This window comes from Pseudoxanthomonas beigongshangi, assembly GCF_016820515.1.
In the GTDB taxonomy this organism is placed as follows: domain Bacteria; phylum Pseudomonadota; class Gammaproteobacteria; order Xanthomonadales; family Xanthomonadaceae; genus Pseudoxanthomonas_A; species Pseudoxanthomonas_A beigongshangi.
On record NZ_JADHDV010000015.1, the window covers coordinates 53883 to 68277 of the forward strand.

Genomic DNA, 14395 nt, shown 5'->3' on the forward strand with positions numbered 1-14395 from the left:
TCACCGTGTCGAAATCGGATCAGCCCGTTCGTCGAAGAATGGAATCCACGACGGAAGGAAAGACATGTCGCCGACCACGAGCCTCGCTTGCGCCTGCGGACAGTTCAAGCTGACCCTCCGGGGAGAGCCCATCACCAGCGTCGCATGCCATTGCGACAGTTGCCGTGCCGCCGGCGCGCGACTGCAACGGTTGGCCTGCGCGCGGCCCCTGCTTGATCCGTTGGGCGGGACGCGGTTCGTTCTCTACCGGAAAGACCGCATCCGCTTTGTCGCCGGCATGGACCGCCTGAAGGCCTTTCGGCTGTCATCCGACGCCAGCACCCGGCGCGTTCTCGCGTCCTGCTGCAATACGCCCGTGTTCCTCGAATTCAAGGGCGGGCATTGGTTGAGCCTTTATGGGGCCCTGTGGCCCGACGCCACGCTGCCGCCACTGGAGATGCGCACGATGACCGGCGACCTGGCGGATGCGTCGTTCCTGCCCGCCGACGTTCCCAATTTCAAGCGCCAGTCGTTCTCGTTCTTCGCCCGTTTGTTGAACGCATGGATCGCCATGGGGTTCCGCAGTCCCCGCATCGAGGTCGGCGGCGAGATCCATGCCTGAGAGTAGGCGGGAGACGCGGGAAGGAGCATCGATGCGGAAAACTGAACCGACGCCTGCCGCAAAGGCAGGGCCGTCTGGATTGCGGTGGCGCCGCCGGCGCAGGATGGCGTTCCGGACCACTCGCCGCGTGTAGGGATTCGCGCATTGCCCACATCCGTGGAAGGGTGAATTCCCTTCGGGCCGTCTAGTGAGGCGGATGGGCAGGTCATAGAGTCCGGATACACAACACGGGTAACGCGCCGGATGGGTGCAGCCCGAACAGCCAGAGACCCCCATGAAAATTCGTGAACTTCTGAAGTCCAAGCCCGGCGATGTGGTCACCATCGATATCGGGGATACCATCGGCGCCGCCGCCAGGAAGATGACCGCCCACAAGATCGCGGCACTGGTCGTGACCCGCCTGGCGCAGCCGGTTGGCGTCGTGTCCGAACAGGACGTCGTGGCCGCGCTGGCGGAACACGGCGCGCAGGCCGGCGAGCGGCCGCTGAGCCGGCTGGTGGAAACCGCTATCGAAAGCATCACGCCCGACAGCACGCTGAAACAGGCGATGTCGATGATGACCCATGCGCGCCGGCGTCATCTGCCGGTGATCAGCGACGATGAGCTGGTGGGCATCGTCAGCCTGGGCGACATCGTCAAGAACCGGCTGGACGAACTCTCGCTCGAACGGGACGTGTTGCGCGACATCTACATCGCTGCGCATTGACTGGCGCGGCACGAGACTAAAAAACCGCCCTTTCGGGCGGTTTTTTGGAGCAACCCGTGACGATGCCGGAGCATCGGCACCGACGGTCTCAGTAGTCGAAACGGACGCGCAGGCCGACGGTGCGCGGATCATTCCAGTAGGCACGGATGAAGCCGCCGGCATCGTCGGCCCAGTTCTTGGTCATCTTGTCGGTGGCGTTGAGCACGTACAGCTCGGCGCGCCAGAAGGAGGGTGACTGCAGGCTCAGGCTGGCATCGACCGTGGCATAGGCTTCCTGCGCATCGGAGACGTGCGCGTTGTCCAGGTTGCGCAGGGTGAAGTACATCTTGTCCTGCCACTTGACGTTGATCCAGGGCACCAGCTCATAGCCGTTGCCGAACCGGAAGGTGTGCGCCACGTTGACGCCGGCGGTGAACTTCGGGGTCAGCGGCAGGTGGTTGCCGGTGATGTCGTAGATCTGCCGGCCCGCCAGCTCGGGATTGGGACCGTTGTAGGGTGGCGGGCAGGGCACCGCGCCGAACTCCTCGCGCACGCCGCAGTTCCACTCGTCGCTGAAGGTGGGATAGTCCTTCATCTTGCTGTTGATGTACGAGAAGAAACCGCCAATGCGGGTGTTGGCCGTGGGCAGGTAGTCGAACTCCACCTCCACGCCCGGGATGTTCACGGTGCCGACGTTGACGGTCTGCCATTTCTTGACCACGTCGCAGGTCGGATCCCATTCCGGGCAGGGCTCGTTGACAATCACCTTGGCGGCGAAGAAGTCGCCGGTCACCTGCATGTCCTTGTAGCGGCTGTAGAAGGCGGTGACCGACAGGCTCAGGCGCTTGTCCAGCAGCAGGCCCTTGTAGCCGACTTCCAGGTTGGTGACGGTTTCCGGCCGGTAGGGGAAGAAGGTGTAGTGCGGGCCGGCGGGGCCGTCCACGCAGACCTTGCCGTCACAGGCGTCGTCCTTGTCGCCGAAACCGCCCGCCTTGTAGCCGGTGGACAGCGAGGTGAACAGGATTTCGTTGTCCGACAGATCCTTGGTCAGGCCCAGGCGGTAGGTGAACTTGCGCCACGAATCGGAATGGGCGTTTTCCGCCGGCGGTCCCCACAGCCGGTAGGCGCCGATGCCGGCGAACGGTCCCATCCCTTCGGTCAGGTCACGGCCGTTGTGCGGGCGGAAACCGGGTTCGCCCGGCGTGCCCGGGTCGTACAGCCCGTTGTAGTAGGCCGTCGATTCGCTGTCCCAGCCGCCATACACCTGGCCACCGCGATCGGTCTTGGAATCGCGGCTGAAACGCGCGCCGAAGGTCGCCGTCCAGGTGGGCGCGAAGCGCCAGTCGGCCTGCGAGAAGATCGCCTTGGCGTCGATCTGGCGGTTGGGCTGGTGATAGAACTGGCTGATCGGATAACCGAACGGGGCGTTGACCAGCATTTCCTGGGCGTAGTCGATCGAATTCTTCTCGTGCATCCAGAACAGGCCGGACACCAGCTTCAGACGCTCGCCCTGGTGCTTGAACTGCAGTTCGTGGACGAACGACTTGTACTCCGAATCCAGGGTGATGGAGGTGTTGTCGCGCACCGGCCAGACGCCCCAGTCGCCTTCGGCCGGCACCGGCAGGGTCGCGGTGACCTGCGAGGGAATCTCGTGGTAGCCGCCATCGTCATCGGAGATCTGGAAGCGCTTCTGCCTGGCGAACGCCACGCTGTACTCGATGCTGTTGGTGTCGCTGAGATACCAGTTGAGGTTCGAGCGCACCGTGTCGATGGACATGTCGGTGCGGCCGGGCACGTTGATCTTCACGTCCCACTTGCCGCCGGTGCAGGCGAAGCGGGTGCCAGCGGCCTGCTTGCAGTCCTTCAGCCCCACCTGGCCGGCGCCGGAGTTCTGGAACTTTTCATAGGCCAGCAGCCACTCGACATCGTCGGTGATGGCGAAACGGGCGGCGATGCGGGCAGCCCATTCGTCCCGGTTGTAGTAGTACTTGCTGCGCGGGACCTTGACGTTGCGACGCTGGTCCACGTCCGGGATGCCGTCGGCGATGAAACCCCGTTCCGGAATGTTGACGTCGGTGAAGTCCTGTTGCTGGTCGATCCAGCCGTCGCGCTCGATCTTGGTGGCGGCCACGCGCAGGGCGAAGCGATCGTTGACGGCGAGGTTCTGGATCAGGTTGATCTGGCGCAGGTTGTAGCTGCCCAGTTCGATCTCGGTGCTGCCGAAGCTGGAATCGAAACGCGGCTTGGCCGGAATGATGTTGATGCTGCCGCCGGTCGAATTGCGGCCGAACAGGGTGCCCTGCGGCCCGCGCAGCACTTCGACCTGGTCCACGTCGAACATCAGCGCCAGCGCGCCCTGCGGGCGCGGGGAATACAGGCCGGCCACATGCAGGCCCACGGCCGGGTCGCCGATCTCGGTGAAGTTGTTGGCGCCTATCCCGCGGATGGTGACCTGCACGCCGGAATCCGGACCGGCGGCGATCTGCAGGTTGGGCATCTTGCCCGACAGGCCGCGCACGTCGCGGATGCCTTCGCGGGTCAGCGTTTCCTGGGTGACCGCGGTGACGGTCACCGGAGTCTTCAGCAGATCCGATTCCAGGCGCGTGGCCGACACCCGCACGGTCTGCAGGGTGGTCGTGGGTTCGCCCTGGCTGGCCTGCTTGTCCTCGCCATCCGTGCTGGACTGGGCCAGGACCGGGGCGGTGGCACAGCCGAGCAATACCGCCGCCACCGCGGCGGCGATGCCGGTCGGTCGAACAGCGCTGGGATGCTTTTTCATCATTGGCTCCTGGTTGTACGGCGACTCGGGGCGATCGGGCCCGCGCAGTGGCTGGTGTGGTTGCCCATCAGGGCGAGGCGGGGGTATTTTTCGCGGAATACAGCGTCTGGTTGCGCACCAGCGGCCTGGCCCAGGCACTGACGCTGAGGATGTAGAGCAGGGGGATGAAGACCAGCGACAGGCCCACGCGCAGGCCCCAGTGATCGGCGACGACGCCGATCAGCAGCGGCACGATGGCGCCGCCGAGGATGCCGCTGCACAGGATTCCCGAGAACGCGCCGTGGTGCTGGCGTACCGAGTTCAGTCCCAGCGAGAAGATCACCGAGAACATCACCGACAAGAAAAAGCCCGCAGCGGGAAACGCCAGTGGAGAGACGGCTGCGGAACCGAAGAGGGCGAGCGCGAGGCAGGCGATGGCCAGGAGGGAGAAAATCGCCAGCACCAGCTTCGAATCCAGCAGTTTCAGCAGCCCCAGTCCGGCCAGGCAGCCCAGCGACATCAGCCCCCAGAAGCGGCTGACGGCGACGGCGCCGTGTTCGGTGGCCGACAGGCCGTGATAGCTGTGCAGGAATTGCGACATCCAGTTGGCGATGGACTGCTCGGTGCCGACATAGGCGACGATGGCCAGGAAGAACAGGCGCACGTCGCGACGTCGCAGCAGGCTGCGGTAGGCTTCGCGGCTGCCGGCGCGTTCGTCTTCCTTCAGTTCCACCGCCGGCAGCGGCAGCTTGTAGTTGAGCAGGGCGAGCAGCACGAAGGCGGCGCTGAAGTACCAGTAGAACGTCAGCCAGGCCAACGGCTGACCCTCCACGCCGGGACGCTGCATGTACAGCCTGAAGACCAATGGGCTGAGGAAGGACGCCAGGCCGAATACCAGCTGCGCCATGACCGAGAAGAACGCGAAGTGCCCCTCGCCGCCGGCGGTGCGCATCAGCGGATTGATCACCACCTGCAGCAGGGCCATGCCGAGGCCGATGACGAACAACCCGGCGACCACCGAGACATAGCCGGGAAGCAGGGCGATGGCCAGCGCGCCAAGGAAATTCAGCGCGAAGGCGGCGAACAGGGTGTAGCGGGTGCCACGGGTCTCGATCAGCATGCCGCCCGGAATCGAGACCAGCCCGTAGGCGAGGAAAAAGGAGAACGGCATGAAGCCGGCCATGGTCAGGCTCAGCTTGAAATCCTGGATGGCGATGGGCATCAACGGCCCGATCAGGTTGGTGATGAAGGAGATCGCGAACCAGATCAGGAGGATGTAGCTGATGATCAGTGGCCGGTGCTTCATGGTCGTGGCTCCGGGATCAGGGAGACGGGTGCAGGCAATGCGAGAGTTCACCCGCGGCGATGGTCTTGCGCGGGAAGCGCGGCAGGATCGCCGCAGCAGTCCGGCAGCCGGCGCCGAGCGCATCGTGCAGACCGGCCTGGTTCAACCGCGCCGCCAGGTAGCCGGTGTTGAAACTGTCGCCGGCTCCCACCGTGTCGAAAATCCCGTGGGCCACTTCAATCGCGTAGTGGGTGCTCTGTCCGTCGACATGCCCGAGCGCGCCGGCCGCACCCAGCTTGATGATCAGATGGGCGCCGGGCTTGAGCAGGCGGGCCACGCGCTGCACCGCGATCGTCAGGTCCTGGGTGCCGGCGATGCTCATCGCCTCCAGTTCGTTGATCAGCAGATGGTCGCAATGGACCAGCCAGCCTTCGACTTCCTCGTGCACCCGGGGCGTCCAGCCTTCCGGCGGCCAGCCCGGATCCAGCGCCACCTGGTAACCCCTGGCCGATGCCTGCGCCAGCAACTGGCTGTAGTCGTCGCGCAGGCCGGGCAGCAGGAAAGGGGCGGTGAACAGGGCGATGCTGCCGGCCGGCGCCGGCGGCAGGTGTTCGAGTACGAAGGCCGGGGTCAGGTGCTGCAGGTGCCCGCAACTGGTGAAGAAAGTGCGTTCGCCATCGGCGTGCATCAATCCGACCGACATGGTGGTGTCGCTGGCGCAGGTTTGCAGTTCGACCGGAATGCCGGCCAATTGCAGCAACAGCCACTGGGCCAGGTCATCGTTACCGATGGCGCCGATCAGGCGGGGACTCAGGCCAAGGTGGCGCGCCGCCAGGGCGGAGTTGGCCGCCGAGCCTCCCGCACGCAGCTCGCTGCGCGGCAGCAGCTGTTCGGTGCCAATCTTGGGCCAGCTGTTCAGCGTGCCCAGGACCAGGTCCACGCTGACATCGCCGATGATGCTGAATTGGGGCTGATCGTGCTTCATGGGGCCGACTATAGGCAGCCCGATTCTTCCCTGTCAATAAAAATATCCAGTGGAAGTTTAATTAAATTCGACGCCCCCCATTGGCCGGGCGGTGGCCCAGCAGTTCCGCGGCCTGCATGTCGCCCGGATCGTCCTTCTGCACGCCCTGCAGGCGCGGCGAGAGCAGCTCATGGATGGGCAGCACGGCGGCACCCAGCAGCGAGCAGTCTTCCTCGCGCTGGGAAATCATCACCCGCGGCAGTTGCGGCGCGGGGCGGCCGCGCACCGAACGATGCAGCGGCTGGGCCAGTTCGACCAGGCGCCGGACCAGCTTTTGCGGCGCGGAGCCGCCGATGACGATGGTCTGCGGGTCGAGCAGGTTCTCGATCATGCAGATGGCGTCGCGCAGGCGCTGGGCGGCCTGCTGGCACCACTGCTGCAAGGGCTGGTCATTGGCGTCGTCCAGCCGATCCAGCAGGTCCGATGTGCGGATCTGGCCGTCGTCCATGCCCAGCGCCTCGGCCAGCGAGTGCAGCGACAGGTAGCGCTCCAGACAGCCCTGGTTGCCGCAGTAACAGGGCGTGCCGCCGGGAACGACCGGCACGTGGCCGATCTCGGTGGCATTGCCGTCGGCGCCGCGGTAGTGGTTGCGGCCGACGATCAGCGAGCCGCCCAGGCCCATGCTCAGGTGCAGGTAGAAGAAGTTGTCCAGGTGCCGGGCGACGCCGTACAGGGTCTCGCCGAGCGCGCCGGCCACGCTGTCGACGCTGTGGAACAGCGGCAGGCCGGTGGCTTCCTGCAACTGGTCGAGGATGGACAGATCCTTCCAGCCCTCCAGCGCGGTGGGGCCGACGAAACTCAGTTCGGTATCGCCGAGCGGGCCGGGCAGGGCCACGCCGATGCCCCAGACCCGGGCATTGGCCTGCCGGCGCAGGTTGGCCACCAGTTCCAGCAGCCCGGCCAGCAGCTGCGGGCGGTCGCAGCCCTGCAACTGCACTTCGAAACGGGCGTCGATCCGGCCGACCAGATTGACCAGCGCACCCGAGGCACGGCCCGGTTCCAGGCTGATGCCGATGGACTGGCCGGCGTCGGGATTGATTTCGAAGGCGATCGGCGGCTGGCCGCGGGTTTTAAGGTCCTTCTGCCGGCGCGAGACGATCAGGCCGATGGACTCCAGCTCATTGGTGATGTTGGCCACCGTCTGCGGGCTGAGCGAGACCTTTTCCTGGATGTCCTTGCGCGAGGCCGCGCCATGCTGGCGGATGAAATCCAGCACGAGGCGGCGGTTGTAGGGGGCGCTGGACTGCTGGGTGGCGCCGCGGCCGATGTTCATAGGCGTTGAAACCGGTTGAGCGTAGGGGAGGGGAGGTGCATACCCATATATTTATACATCCATGTGAAATATTTATTGACGGCGGCCGAATCCGTGGCTAAGTTGCGACGCTAGTCTATCCGGAACCGTGCCAATGACCCGATTGCCGCCTTCCTGCAAGACCGGTGTTTTCCTGGTGGCCGCGCTGGCGACGGCGCTGTCCGCCCAGGCCTACGCAGCGCCCGCCTCGGAGCAGAAGCCGGCGACCACGGTGTCGGTGAGCCTGCCCAGCGAACCGCTGCTGGTGCAGATCAACCAGGTGGCGCTGGAGCGGCGGGGGCCGAAGCAGGCCATCGTCGAATACACGGGCGAGGCCACGAAGGGCAGCTACACGGTGCTGGTCGATGGCAAGCCGGTGCGGAACGGCGACCTGCGGCCGCTGCAACCCTTCACCGAATGGGGCTCGGGCAAGCGCTATTTCAGCGTCGATTTTTCCGATGCCGAGCAAAGCGGCCGGTATCAGGTGGACGCGCGCATCGGCGGGCAGCATGCGCTGTCGGCGCCGGTGGCGGTACGCGACAACGCCGTCTTCGCCACCACGGCCGCGCAGCTGCTCGGCTACTTCCAGCGCAGCCGGCATACCGACGACGCGGATCGGGATCTGCCCATCTTCCAGACCTCGCGCCGGGTGAACGTGTGGGGCGGCTGGCAGGATGCCGGCGGCGACAAGGGCAAGTACCTGTCCCATCTAGGCTACGCCAATCACTTCAATCCGCAGCAGGCGTCGATGGCGGTCTGGGTGCTGGCCTACGGCGCGGATACGCGCAAGGCGCTGTTCGCCGCCCACGGCCTGCAGAAGCAGGTCGAGGACGAGGCGTTCTGGGGCGCGGATTACCTGCACCGCATACTGGACGCGGAGGGCTACTTCTACACCACGGTGTTCGATCAGTGGGGCACACCCGGCGCAAAGCGCATGGTCACCGGCTACGAGGGCGCCGCGGGAACCTATACCACCCTGTATCGCTCGGCCTTCCGCGCCGGCGGCGGCATGGCGATCGCGGCGCTCGCGCGCGCCTCGATGCTGGCCAAACAGGCCGGACGTCACGGCGAATTCGACGGCGCGACCTATCTGGCCGACGCGGAGCGCGCCTATGCGCATCTGCGCCGGTTCAACCCGCAGTACTGCGCCGACGGCAAGGAAAACATCATCGACGACTACACCGCGCTGATGGCGCTGGTGGAACTGCACAACGCCACCAGCCAGCCGCGTTATCTCGACGATGCGCGCGAGCGCGCCGCCAGCCTGATGGCGCGCCAGCAGGCCGATGGTGGTTTCATCAGCGATGGCGGCAGCCGTCCTTACTACCATGCGGCCGAAGCCGGCCTGCCGGTGATCAGTCTGTCCGCCTATGCCGATATCGAACCGGAACAGGCGCGCCGTCAGCGCGCACTGGACGCCATCGCTTCAGCGCTGAAACACGAACTGGCCATTACCCAGGCGGTGTCCAATCCGTACGGCTATGCCCGCCAGCGCTTCCAGCTCACGCAGGACGGCAAGGCCGCGGGCGAGGTGCTGGAAGGATTCTTCATTCCGCACCGTAATGAAACCGGCTACTGGTGGCAGGGCGAAAGCGCCCGCCTGGCATCGCTCAGCGCGGCCATGGTCATCGGCGGACGCAAGCTGGCCGCCGATGGCAAGGCCGGATACGGCCTGTCTGGCGAGCAGGCCGGCTATGCGCAGGCGCAGCTCGACTGGACGCTGGGCCGCAACCCGTACGGCATGTCCATGCTGTATGGCTTCGGCCAGAAGAACCCGCCCACGGTCCTGGAGAGCGCCGGCGAAATGTTCGTGGGCGGCATCTCCAACGGCATCACCGGGGCGGTGGGCAGCGACACCGGCGCCGGCATCACCTTCGCACCGGGTCCGGACTCGGAACAATGGCGCTGGGTGGAGCAATGGATTCCGCATACCACCTGGATGCTGTTCGCGGTGATGGCGATGAGCGAGGATTCCCGTCCGGCAACCCCGGCGTCTGCCATGGGCAGCCCGGCATCCGATACCAGGAGTACCGCGCATTGATTGGCGCGGCAGGGAGTTCGTCCAGGCAGGCTTGATCGCTTTCCGCGTCCGGGTGCAGTCCGCATGCCGAGCCTGGCGCTTGTCTATCGCGTCATCGCGGTAGACGGCCGCTACCGGACAGGCACATAGGCGTGAAGCCCACCACGTATGGTCGGGACATAAACGGTGCCATCCGAATCCACGGTTGTTCCGACGGTGAACATCGGTCTTCCAGGCAAATGTTCCCTGTCATGAACCTTGCCGGTCTGGACGTCGACGACCACCAGATCCAGGGTGCCATCTCCATTGGCCACCGTTGCATAGGCGAGGTGACCTGCGGTCTGGGTCGCGATGCCCCGGTTTTGCAGGTCGTCCCTGCGCCATAGAACGCGCGGCTGGTTTCCCAGATCGCGAATGGCCATGAGGGGAGCATCGCCACCGCCGGCGGGCAGGATGATACCGTCGGGCGAGACCGAGGGACTGCCGCCCGCGGAGTAGCCGATGTCGATGCTCCACACGCGCTCGCCGGTACGCGCATCGAGTGCCAGCAAGCGCTGGTTGTTGTCGGTCAGGTAGACCCGGCTGCCATCCGCCGACAGACTCGGACTGGCCGCGCCCCCGCCCGGGAGCGTGTCATGGGTCCAATCGGCGGTGATGCCCTTGGCGTCCGCGCCGGCCAGGATCTTCATCGAACGGACACCGGCCGCGGGTGACTCCGGAGCCCAGAACGTGAAGATGAACCTGCCAGCGCGCCGATCCAGCGCTGGCGTGTTGGCGCTCGGACATGCCCGGGTTCCACGCATGCAGGCAAGCGCGTCCCTGGAGGGGTCGAAGACGGGATCCGGGATCAGTTCAAGGGGATCGATGACGGTTTTCCCGGTCCTGCGGTCCAGGCGGTAAATGACACCCACATGGGTGATGAAAACCAGATCGCCATCGGCAGCGAACTGCGCCGACAACGGGAATCCGATGAGGGGTGTTTTCCAGCGCTTGCCACCATCGTGCCGGAACGAATGCATCGACGCGCCATCGGCAATGTACAGATTGCGATCTGCGTCCAGCAGCGGCGAGGAAGCCACCGCGAGGCGGTCCAGCGCATCGGAGCACCAGAGCGTCCGGCCGGTCGCCCGATCCAGCGCGTGCAGCCGGCAGCCCGGTCCGCTGGTGGTGACATACAGTTGCCCGTGGCCATCACTGGTCGGTCCCAGGTTGATCATGCCCTCGAAGGAACGGGACCACGCGTGGACGATGCGCGCGGATCCCGGCACCGGGCTGTAGTCGCTGTTCGATGCATCGGCATGGGTGGCCGACCAGCCAGGCGCATACACCGGATTCCGTTCCGGAACGACAACGAGTGCGGCCAGGACAAATCCCAGCGCAAGGGCCGACAGCTCCATCACGTCAAACTCCTCGAAAGAAATGGCTCGGACGTGTGCTGCGCGGTTTGTACGGGCCGCTCATCTGTCGACGCGTTCAATGAAGGTATCCACCTGCTCCGTGTAGGCGCCCGGCAGGCCGAGTTCCCGATTGATCGCCATGTGGGACAGATCCTGTTCCATCACCTCCACGCGGACGCCCAGCGATGTCGCCTTGCGCGAGAACCGCCAGGAAGGCGGACAGGCGCCTTGGCGACGCGAAGCGCACACCAGCAGCATCGGCGGCGCTCCGGGGGCCAGGAGATGATGCGGCGATACCGCCTGCCAGTACGACGGGGAGTCACCGAATGCCGCGTCGTACAGGGCGGGATGCGGAACGGTCCGCATGATTCCGACGACATCCACCGCGCCGCTGTCCAGTGAAATGACACCCCGTGGCGGGCGTGCCCCGTGCTTCGCCAGGCGTGCGGGATCCGCCGCCAGCAACAGTGCCAGGTGCGCACCCGCCGAATGGCCCATCAGGATGAAACGAGCCGGATCGCCGCCCCAGGCCGGTGCCAGTTCCTGTGCCTTCGCGATGGCGTGGGCGACATCCTCGGCCTGGACCCGTGGATCCGCCTCGGGGAGCAGGCGATAGTCGGTCGAGACGATCACGTAGCCCTTGGGAATCCAGTAAGCGGCCTTGTTCGCAATCAGGCCGCGATGATCCTTCCAGCCATTGCGCCACGCACCGCCATGGACGATGAAAAGCACCGGCGCGTTCCTGGTTTCCGCGGGAAGGTAGACATCGAACCTTTGCTTGGCGTCGTTCCCGTAGGCGACGTCGGCAAGCACGCGCGTACCCGCGGGGAGATCGGTTTCGGCCGCGTCGCTCACGGGTGGCAGGAAGGCGATGAAGGCGAGGAGGGCCGCCAGCAGGCATGGACGCAATGTCGAAAGGCGCATGGTCACTCCAGGTTGGATTTCAGCCGCAGCGTGGCCCGCAGCCCGTGCGGCAGGTGGGAACCGAGTTGGAGATCGCCCGCGTGCTGGGCCGCGATCCGCTCGACGATGGCCAGGCCCAGGCCGCTGCCACCGCGCGTGGCGTCATGGACGAAAGGCTTGCGGGCTTCGCGCGAATGACCGGGCGGCATGCCCGAACCGTGGTCGATGACGTCGACGCACCACGCATCGCCCTCCCGCCGGAGCCGCAGTTCATAGGGCGGGGCACCGTGCCGAAGCGCGTTGGTCACCAGGTTCTCCAGCGCCCGGAGCAGGGCCATCGGTCGCCCGCGCAGCCACGCCTGGTCGGGAACCTGCAGTTGCCAATCCACGCCGGAGGCGGCGACAACCTGCCGGCAGATGACCGCCAGATCGAGGGTGCGATTGTTTTCATCCCTGCCATCGCGGGCATAGGCGATGAACTGTCCGAGGATGTCGTCCATCTCCTCGATATCCCGATGCATGCCCGCGCGCAGTTCCGGATCGGTTCCCGGCAGCAACTCCACCGCGTACTGCAACCGCATCATCGGCGTGCGCAGGTCGTGCGATATGCCGGCGAGCATCAGGTTGCGATCGTCCATCATCGCGCGAAGGTCATCGCCCGCCCGGCCAAGCGCCTGCGCCAGTTCCGCCACCTCCCGCGAAGCCTGGGGCAACGGCAGGCGCGGCCATTCGCCGCGCACCACGTCCGGTGCGTGCTGCGCCAGGCTGCGCAGAGGGATGACCAGCCTGCGGGCGAAACATCCCGCCGCCACCAGCACCGCGAGCGCGCATGCCAGCAGGATCAGCAGCGGCAGCCAGCGCACCTCGCCCTGCGCCCGTTCGCGCGCGAATGAAATCCACAATGAAGGCTCAGTCCGCAGCCTGAGCCAGAGGACCGGTCGCCCGCCGGGGCCGTCCGCAATCCGGACCTCGCGCGGCGCCACATCCCCGGCACCCGAAAGCGACGCCAGTTCACGCAGGTAGGGCGCGATCCGGGGCCGCGTGTCCACGGGCGGAGCGGTCTGGAAACGCAGGCCGGCGGCCTCCAGGCGGCTCACCGTGGTGTCGATCGGTTCCTTCCGGGCAAGCGTCTCCACGGTCCTGGCAAAGCCATCCATCACCCGATAGGACTGTTCCGCCGCCGGCCGCACCCACAGTTCCCTGACCAGCAGGAAGCTCAGCACGAACGCGCCCAGCAGGCACAGCGAGATGACCGCCACCAGTTGTCCGAATACCGTCGATGGCCGGTTGATGCGCGGGGTCATGCGCGAAATCATGCGCGGAATCATGCTTCTTCCGACGGCGGGACGAAGACATAGCCGGCGCCCCATACCGTCTGGATCAGGCGTGGCCGGCGCGGGTCTTCCTCGACCAGCTTGCGCAGGCGGACGATGGTGATGTCGATGCTCCTGCCCATTACCTCCAGGCCGCGGCCGCGCGCCAGGCTCATCAGGCGGTCGCGGCTCAGGGTGGTATGGGGATGGCGCGCGAGCACCGAGAGCACGGCGAATTCGCCTCCGGTCATCCGCAGGGGGCGTCCATGGCGATGCAGCGTCCTGGCCGCCATGTCCAGGGTGAACGCGCCGAAGCGCAGGCATCCGGCCTCGGGCGAAGGAGCGCAGGGAACGCGGTGGGAACGTCGCAATACGCTGCGTATCCGCGCCACCAGTTCGCGCGGATTGACCGGCTTGGGAATGTAGTCGTCGGCGCCCATCTCCAGCCCGACGATGCGGTCCACGTCATCGCCCTTGGCGGTGAGCATGACCACGGCAACGGCGTCGTCCTGCGAGCGCAGCCGGCGGCACAGGGCCAGCCCGTCCTCGCCCGGCAGCATGAGGTCGAGCACGACGAGGTCGTAGTGATCACGGCCCAGGGCGACGTCCATGTCCCTGCCGTCGGCCACGCCTTTGGCACGCAGGCCCGATTCGCGCAGATAACGGCACAGCAGCTCGCGAAGGCGGGCGTCGTCATCGACGATCAGGATGCGGGACGGCGTGGATTCGTTCATGGCGGTCACTATGTCGGCAATGCCGGTCGCCGGCAGCGGGGAACCGGTGCCGATTTGTAAGCGGATGTTTCTGGAACGCCCGGGAGAAACGGCGGTTTACATCTGCGTGCGATGGAGGGAGCGGAGCGCGATTAGCGTGGATGCGCCGGAATTCCCGGCCAACCCCTACCCGAAGGAACCACCATGAACACAGTCCCTGTTTGGACCCGAATGTTTGTTTTCGCGATAGCACTGGCCAGTTGCCAGTGGGCTGTCGGACGCGAGCGTTTCCGCCATGTGGAACGGAGCCCGCATGCCGGCGAGGTTGAAGCGGCCCGTTCGAATGCCCGTTTCGAGTCCCGGCGGAGCCGCCATTGGCAGGCGGACGGGCATGGAAACGCCTCG

At 66.0% G+C, this 14395-nt stretch carries 11 protein-coding genes; 3 read left to right on the forward strand and 8 right to left on the reverse strand.

Annotation, left to right across the window (positions count from 1 at the left end; all coding sequences use genetic code 11):
* Positions 1 to 64 precede the first annotated feature (64 nt).
* Together IQ458_RS12565 and IQ458_RS12570 are read left to right on the forward strand one after the other, a co-directional pair.
* Positions 65 to 601 carry a GFA family protein gene (locus IQ458_RS12565; RefSeq protein ID WP_203323032.1) on the forward strand — a complete coding sequence of 179 codons (537 nt, stop codon included), beginning with the start codon at positions 65 to 67 and terminating at the stop codon, positions 599 to 601.
* A 274-nt stretch (positions 602 to 875) separates the two neighbouring features.
* Positions 876 to 1307, forward strand: a complete 432-nt coding sequence (locus IQ458_RS12570) for a CBS domain-containing protein (RefSeq protein WP_141452901.1) — start codon at positions 876 to 878, stop codon at positions 1305 to 1307.
* Positions 1308 to 1395: 88 nt separating this feature from the next.
* On the opposite strand, the gene IQ458_RS12575 is transcribed toward IQ458_RS12570, so the two are convergent.
* From IQ458_RS12575 to IQ458_RS12590, 4 genes are all read right to left on the reverse strand, one after another.
* Entirely contained in the window at positions 1396 to 4065 is a 2670-nt protein-coding gene (locus IQ458_RS12575; RefSeq protein ID WP_203323033.1) for a TonB-dependent receptor, read from the reverse strand.
* Between the two features lie 67 nt (positions 4066 to 4132).
* Entirely contained in the window at positions 4133 to 5350 is a 1218-nt protein-coding gene (locus IQ458_RS12580) for an MFS transporter (protein WP_203323034.1), read from the reverse strand.
* A gap of 16 nt (positions 5351 to 5366) precedes the next feature.
* Complete coding sequence (locus IQ458_RS12585) at positions 5367 to 6314, reverse strand: carbohydrate kinase family protein (RefSeq protein ID WP_183636254.1); 948 nt, start codon at positions 6312 to 6314, stop codon at positions 5367 to 5369.
* 61 nt (positions 6315 to 6375) lie between these two features.
* Entirely contained in the window at positions 6376 to 7626 is a 1251-nt protein-coding gene (locus IQ458_RS12590; RefSeq protein WP_203323035.1) for an ROK family transcriptional regulator, read from the reverse strand.
* A gap of 133 nt (positions 7627 to 7759) precedes the next feature.
* On the opposite strand from IQ458_RS12590, the gene IQ458_RS12595 reads away from it, so the two are divergent.
* Entirely contained in the window at positions 7760 to 9685 is a 1926-nt protein-coding gene (locus IQ458_RS12595; RefSeq protein WP_203323036.1) for a glycoside hydrolase family 9 protein, read from the forward strand.
* Between the two features lie 110 nt (positions 9686 to 9795).
* Here IQ458_RS12595 and IQ458_RS12600 read toward each other — a convergent pair whose 3' ends face one another.
* Genes IQ458_RS12600 through ompR form a run of 4 tightly spaced genes read right to left on the reverse strand, consistent with a single transcriptional unit; the run spans position 9796 to position 14011 of the window.
* Positions 9796 to 11061: an outer membrane protein assembly factor BamB family protein gene (locus tag IQ458_RS12600; RefSeq protein WP_235996822.1), complete on the reverse strand. Its 1266-nt coding sequence runs from the start codon at positions 11059 to 11061 to the stop codon at positions 9796 to 9798.
* 60 nt (positions 11062 to 11121) lie between these two features.
* A complete protein-coding gene (locus IQ458_RS12605; RefSeq protein WP_203323038.1) occupies positions 11122 to 11985 on the reverse strand; it encodes an alpha/beta hydrolase in 864 nt (287 codons plus the stop codon).
* 2 nt (positions 11986 to 11987) lie between these two features.
* Positions 11988 to 13280: an ATP-binding protein gene (locus tag IQ458_RS12610; RefSeq protein ID WP_203323039.1), complete on the reverse strand. Its 1293-nt coding sequence runs from the start codon at positions 13278 to 13280 to the stop codon at positions 11988 to 11990.
* An 8-nt stretch (positions 13281 to 13288) separates the two neighbouring features.
* Positions 13289 to 14011, reverse strand: coding sequence for an osmolarity response regulator transcription factor OmpR (gene ompR / locus IQ458_RS12615; protein WP_203323040.1), 723 nt, complete (start codon positions 14009 to 14011; stop codon positions 13289 to 13291).
* Positions 14012 to 14395: the final 384 nt, after the last annotated feature.

Coding starts and splice junctions, on each gene's coding strand:
- IQ458_RS12565 (WP_203323032.1), top strand. CDS start 65: ATGTCGCCGACCACGAGCCTCGCTTGCGCCTGCGGACAGTTCAAGCTG.
- IQ458_RS12570 (WP_141452901.1), top strand. CDS start 876: ATGAAAATTCGTGAACTTCTGAAGTCCAAGCCCGGCGATGTGGTCACC.
- IQ458_RS12575 (WP_203323033.1), bottom strand. CDS start 4,065: ATGAAAAAGCATCCCAGCGCTGTTCGACCGACCGGCATCGCCGCCGCG.
- IQ458_RS12580 (WP_203323034.1), bottom strand. CDS start 5,350: ATGAAGCACCGGCCACTGATCATCAGCTACATCCTCCTGATCTGGTTC.
- IQ458_RS12585 (WP_183636254.1), bottom strand. CDS start 6,314: ATGAAGCACGATCAGCCCCAATTCAGCATCATCGGCGATGTCAGCGTG.
- IQ458_RS12590 (WP_203323035.1), bottom strand. CDS start 7,626: ATGAACATCGGCCGCGGCGCCACCCAGCAGTCCAGCGCCCCCTACAAC.
- IQ458_RS12595 (WP_203323036.1), top strand. CDS start 7,760: ATGACCCGATTGCCGCCTTCCTGCAAGACCGGTGTTTTCCTGGTGGCC.
- IQ458_RS12600 (WP_235996822.1), bottom strand. CDS start 11,061: ATGGAGCTGTCGGCCCTTGCGCTGGGATTTGTCCTGGCCGCACTCGTT.
- IQ458_RS12605 (WP_203323038.1), bottom strand. CDS start 11,985: ATGCGCCTTTCGACATTGCGTCCATGCCTGCTGGCGGCCCTCCTCGCC.
- IQ458_RS12610 (WP_203323039.1), bottom strand. CDS start 13,280: ATGATTTCGCGCATGACCCCGCGCATCAACCGGCCATCGACGGTATTC.
- ompR (WP_203323040.1), bottom strand. CDS start 14,011: ATGAACGAATCCACGCCGTCCCGCATCCTGATCGTCGATGACGACGCC.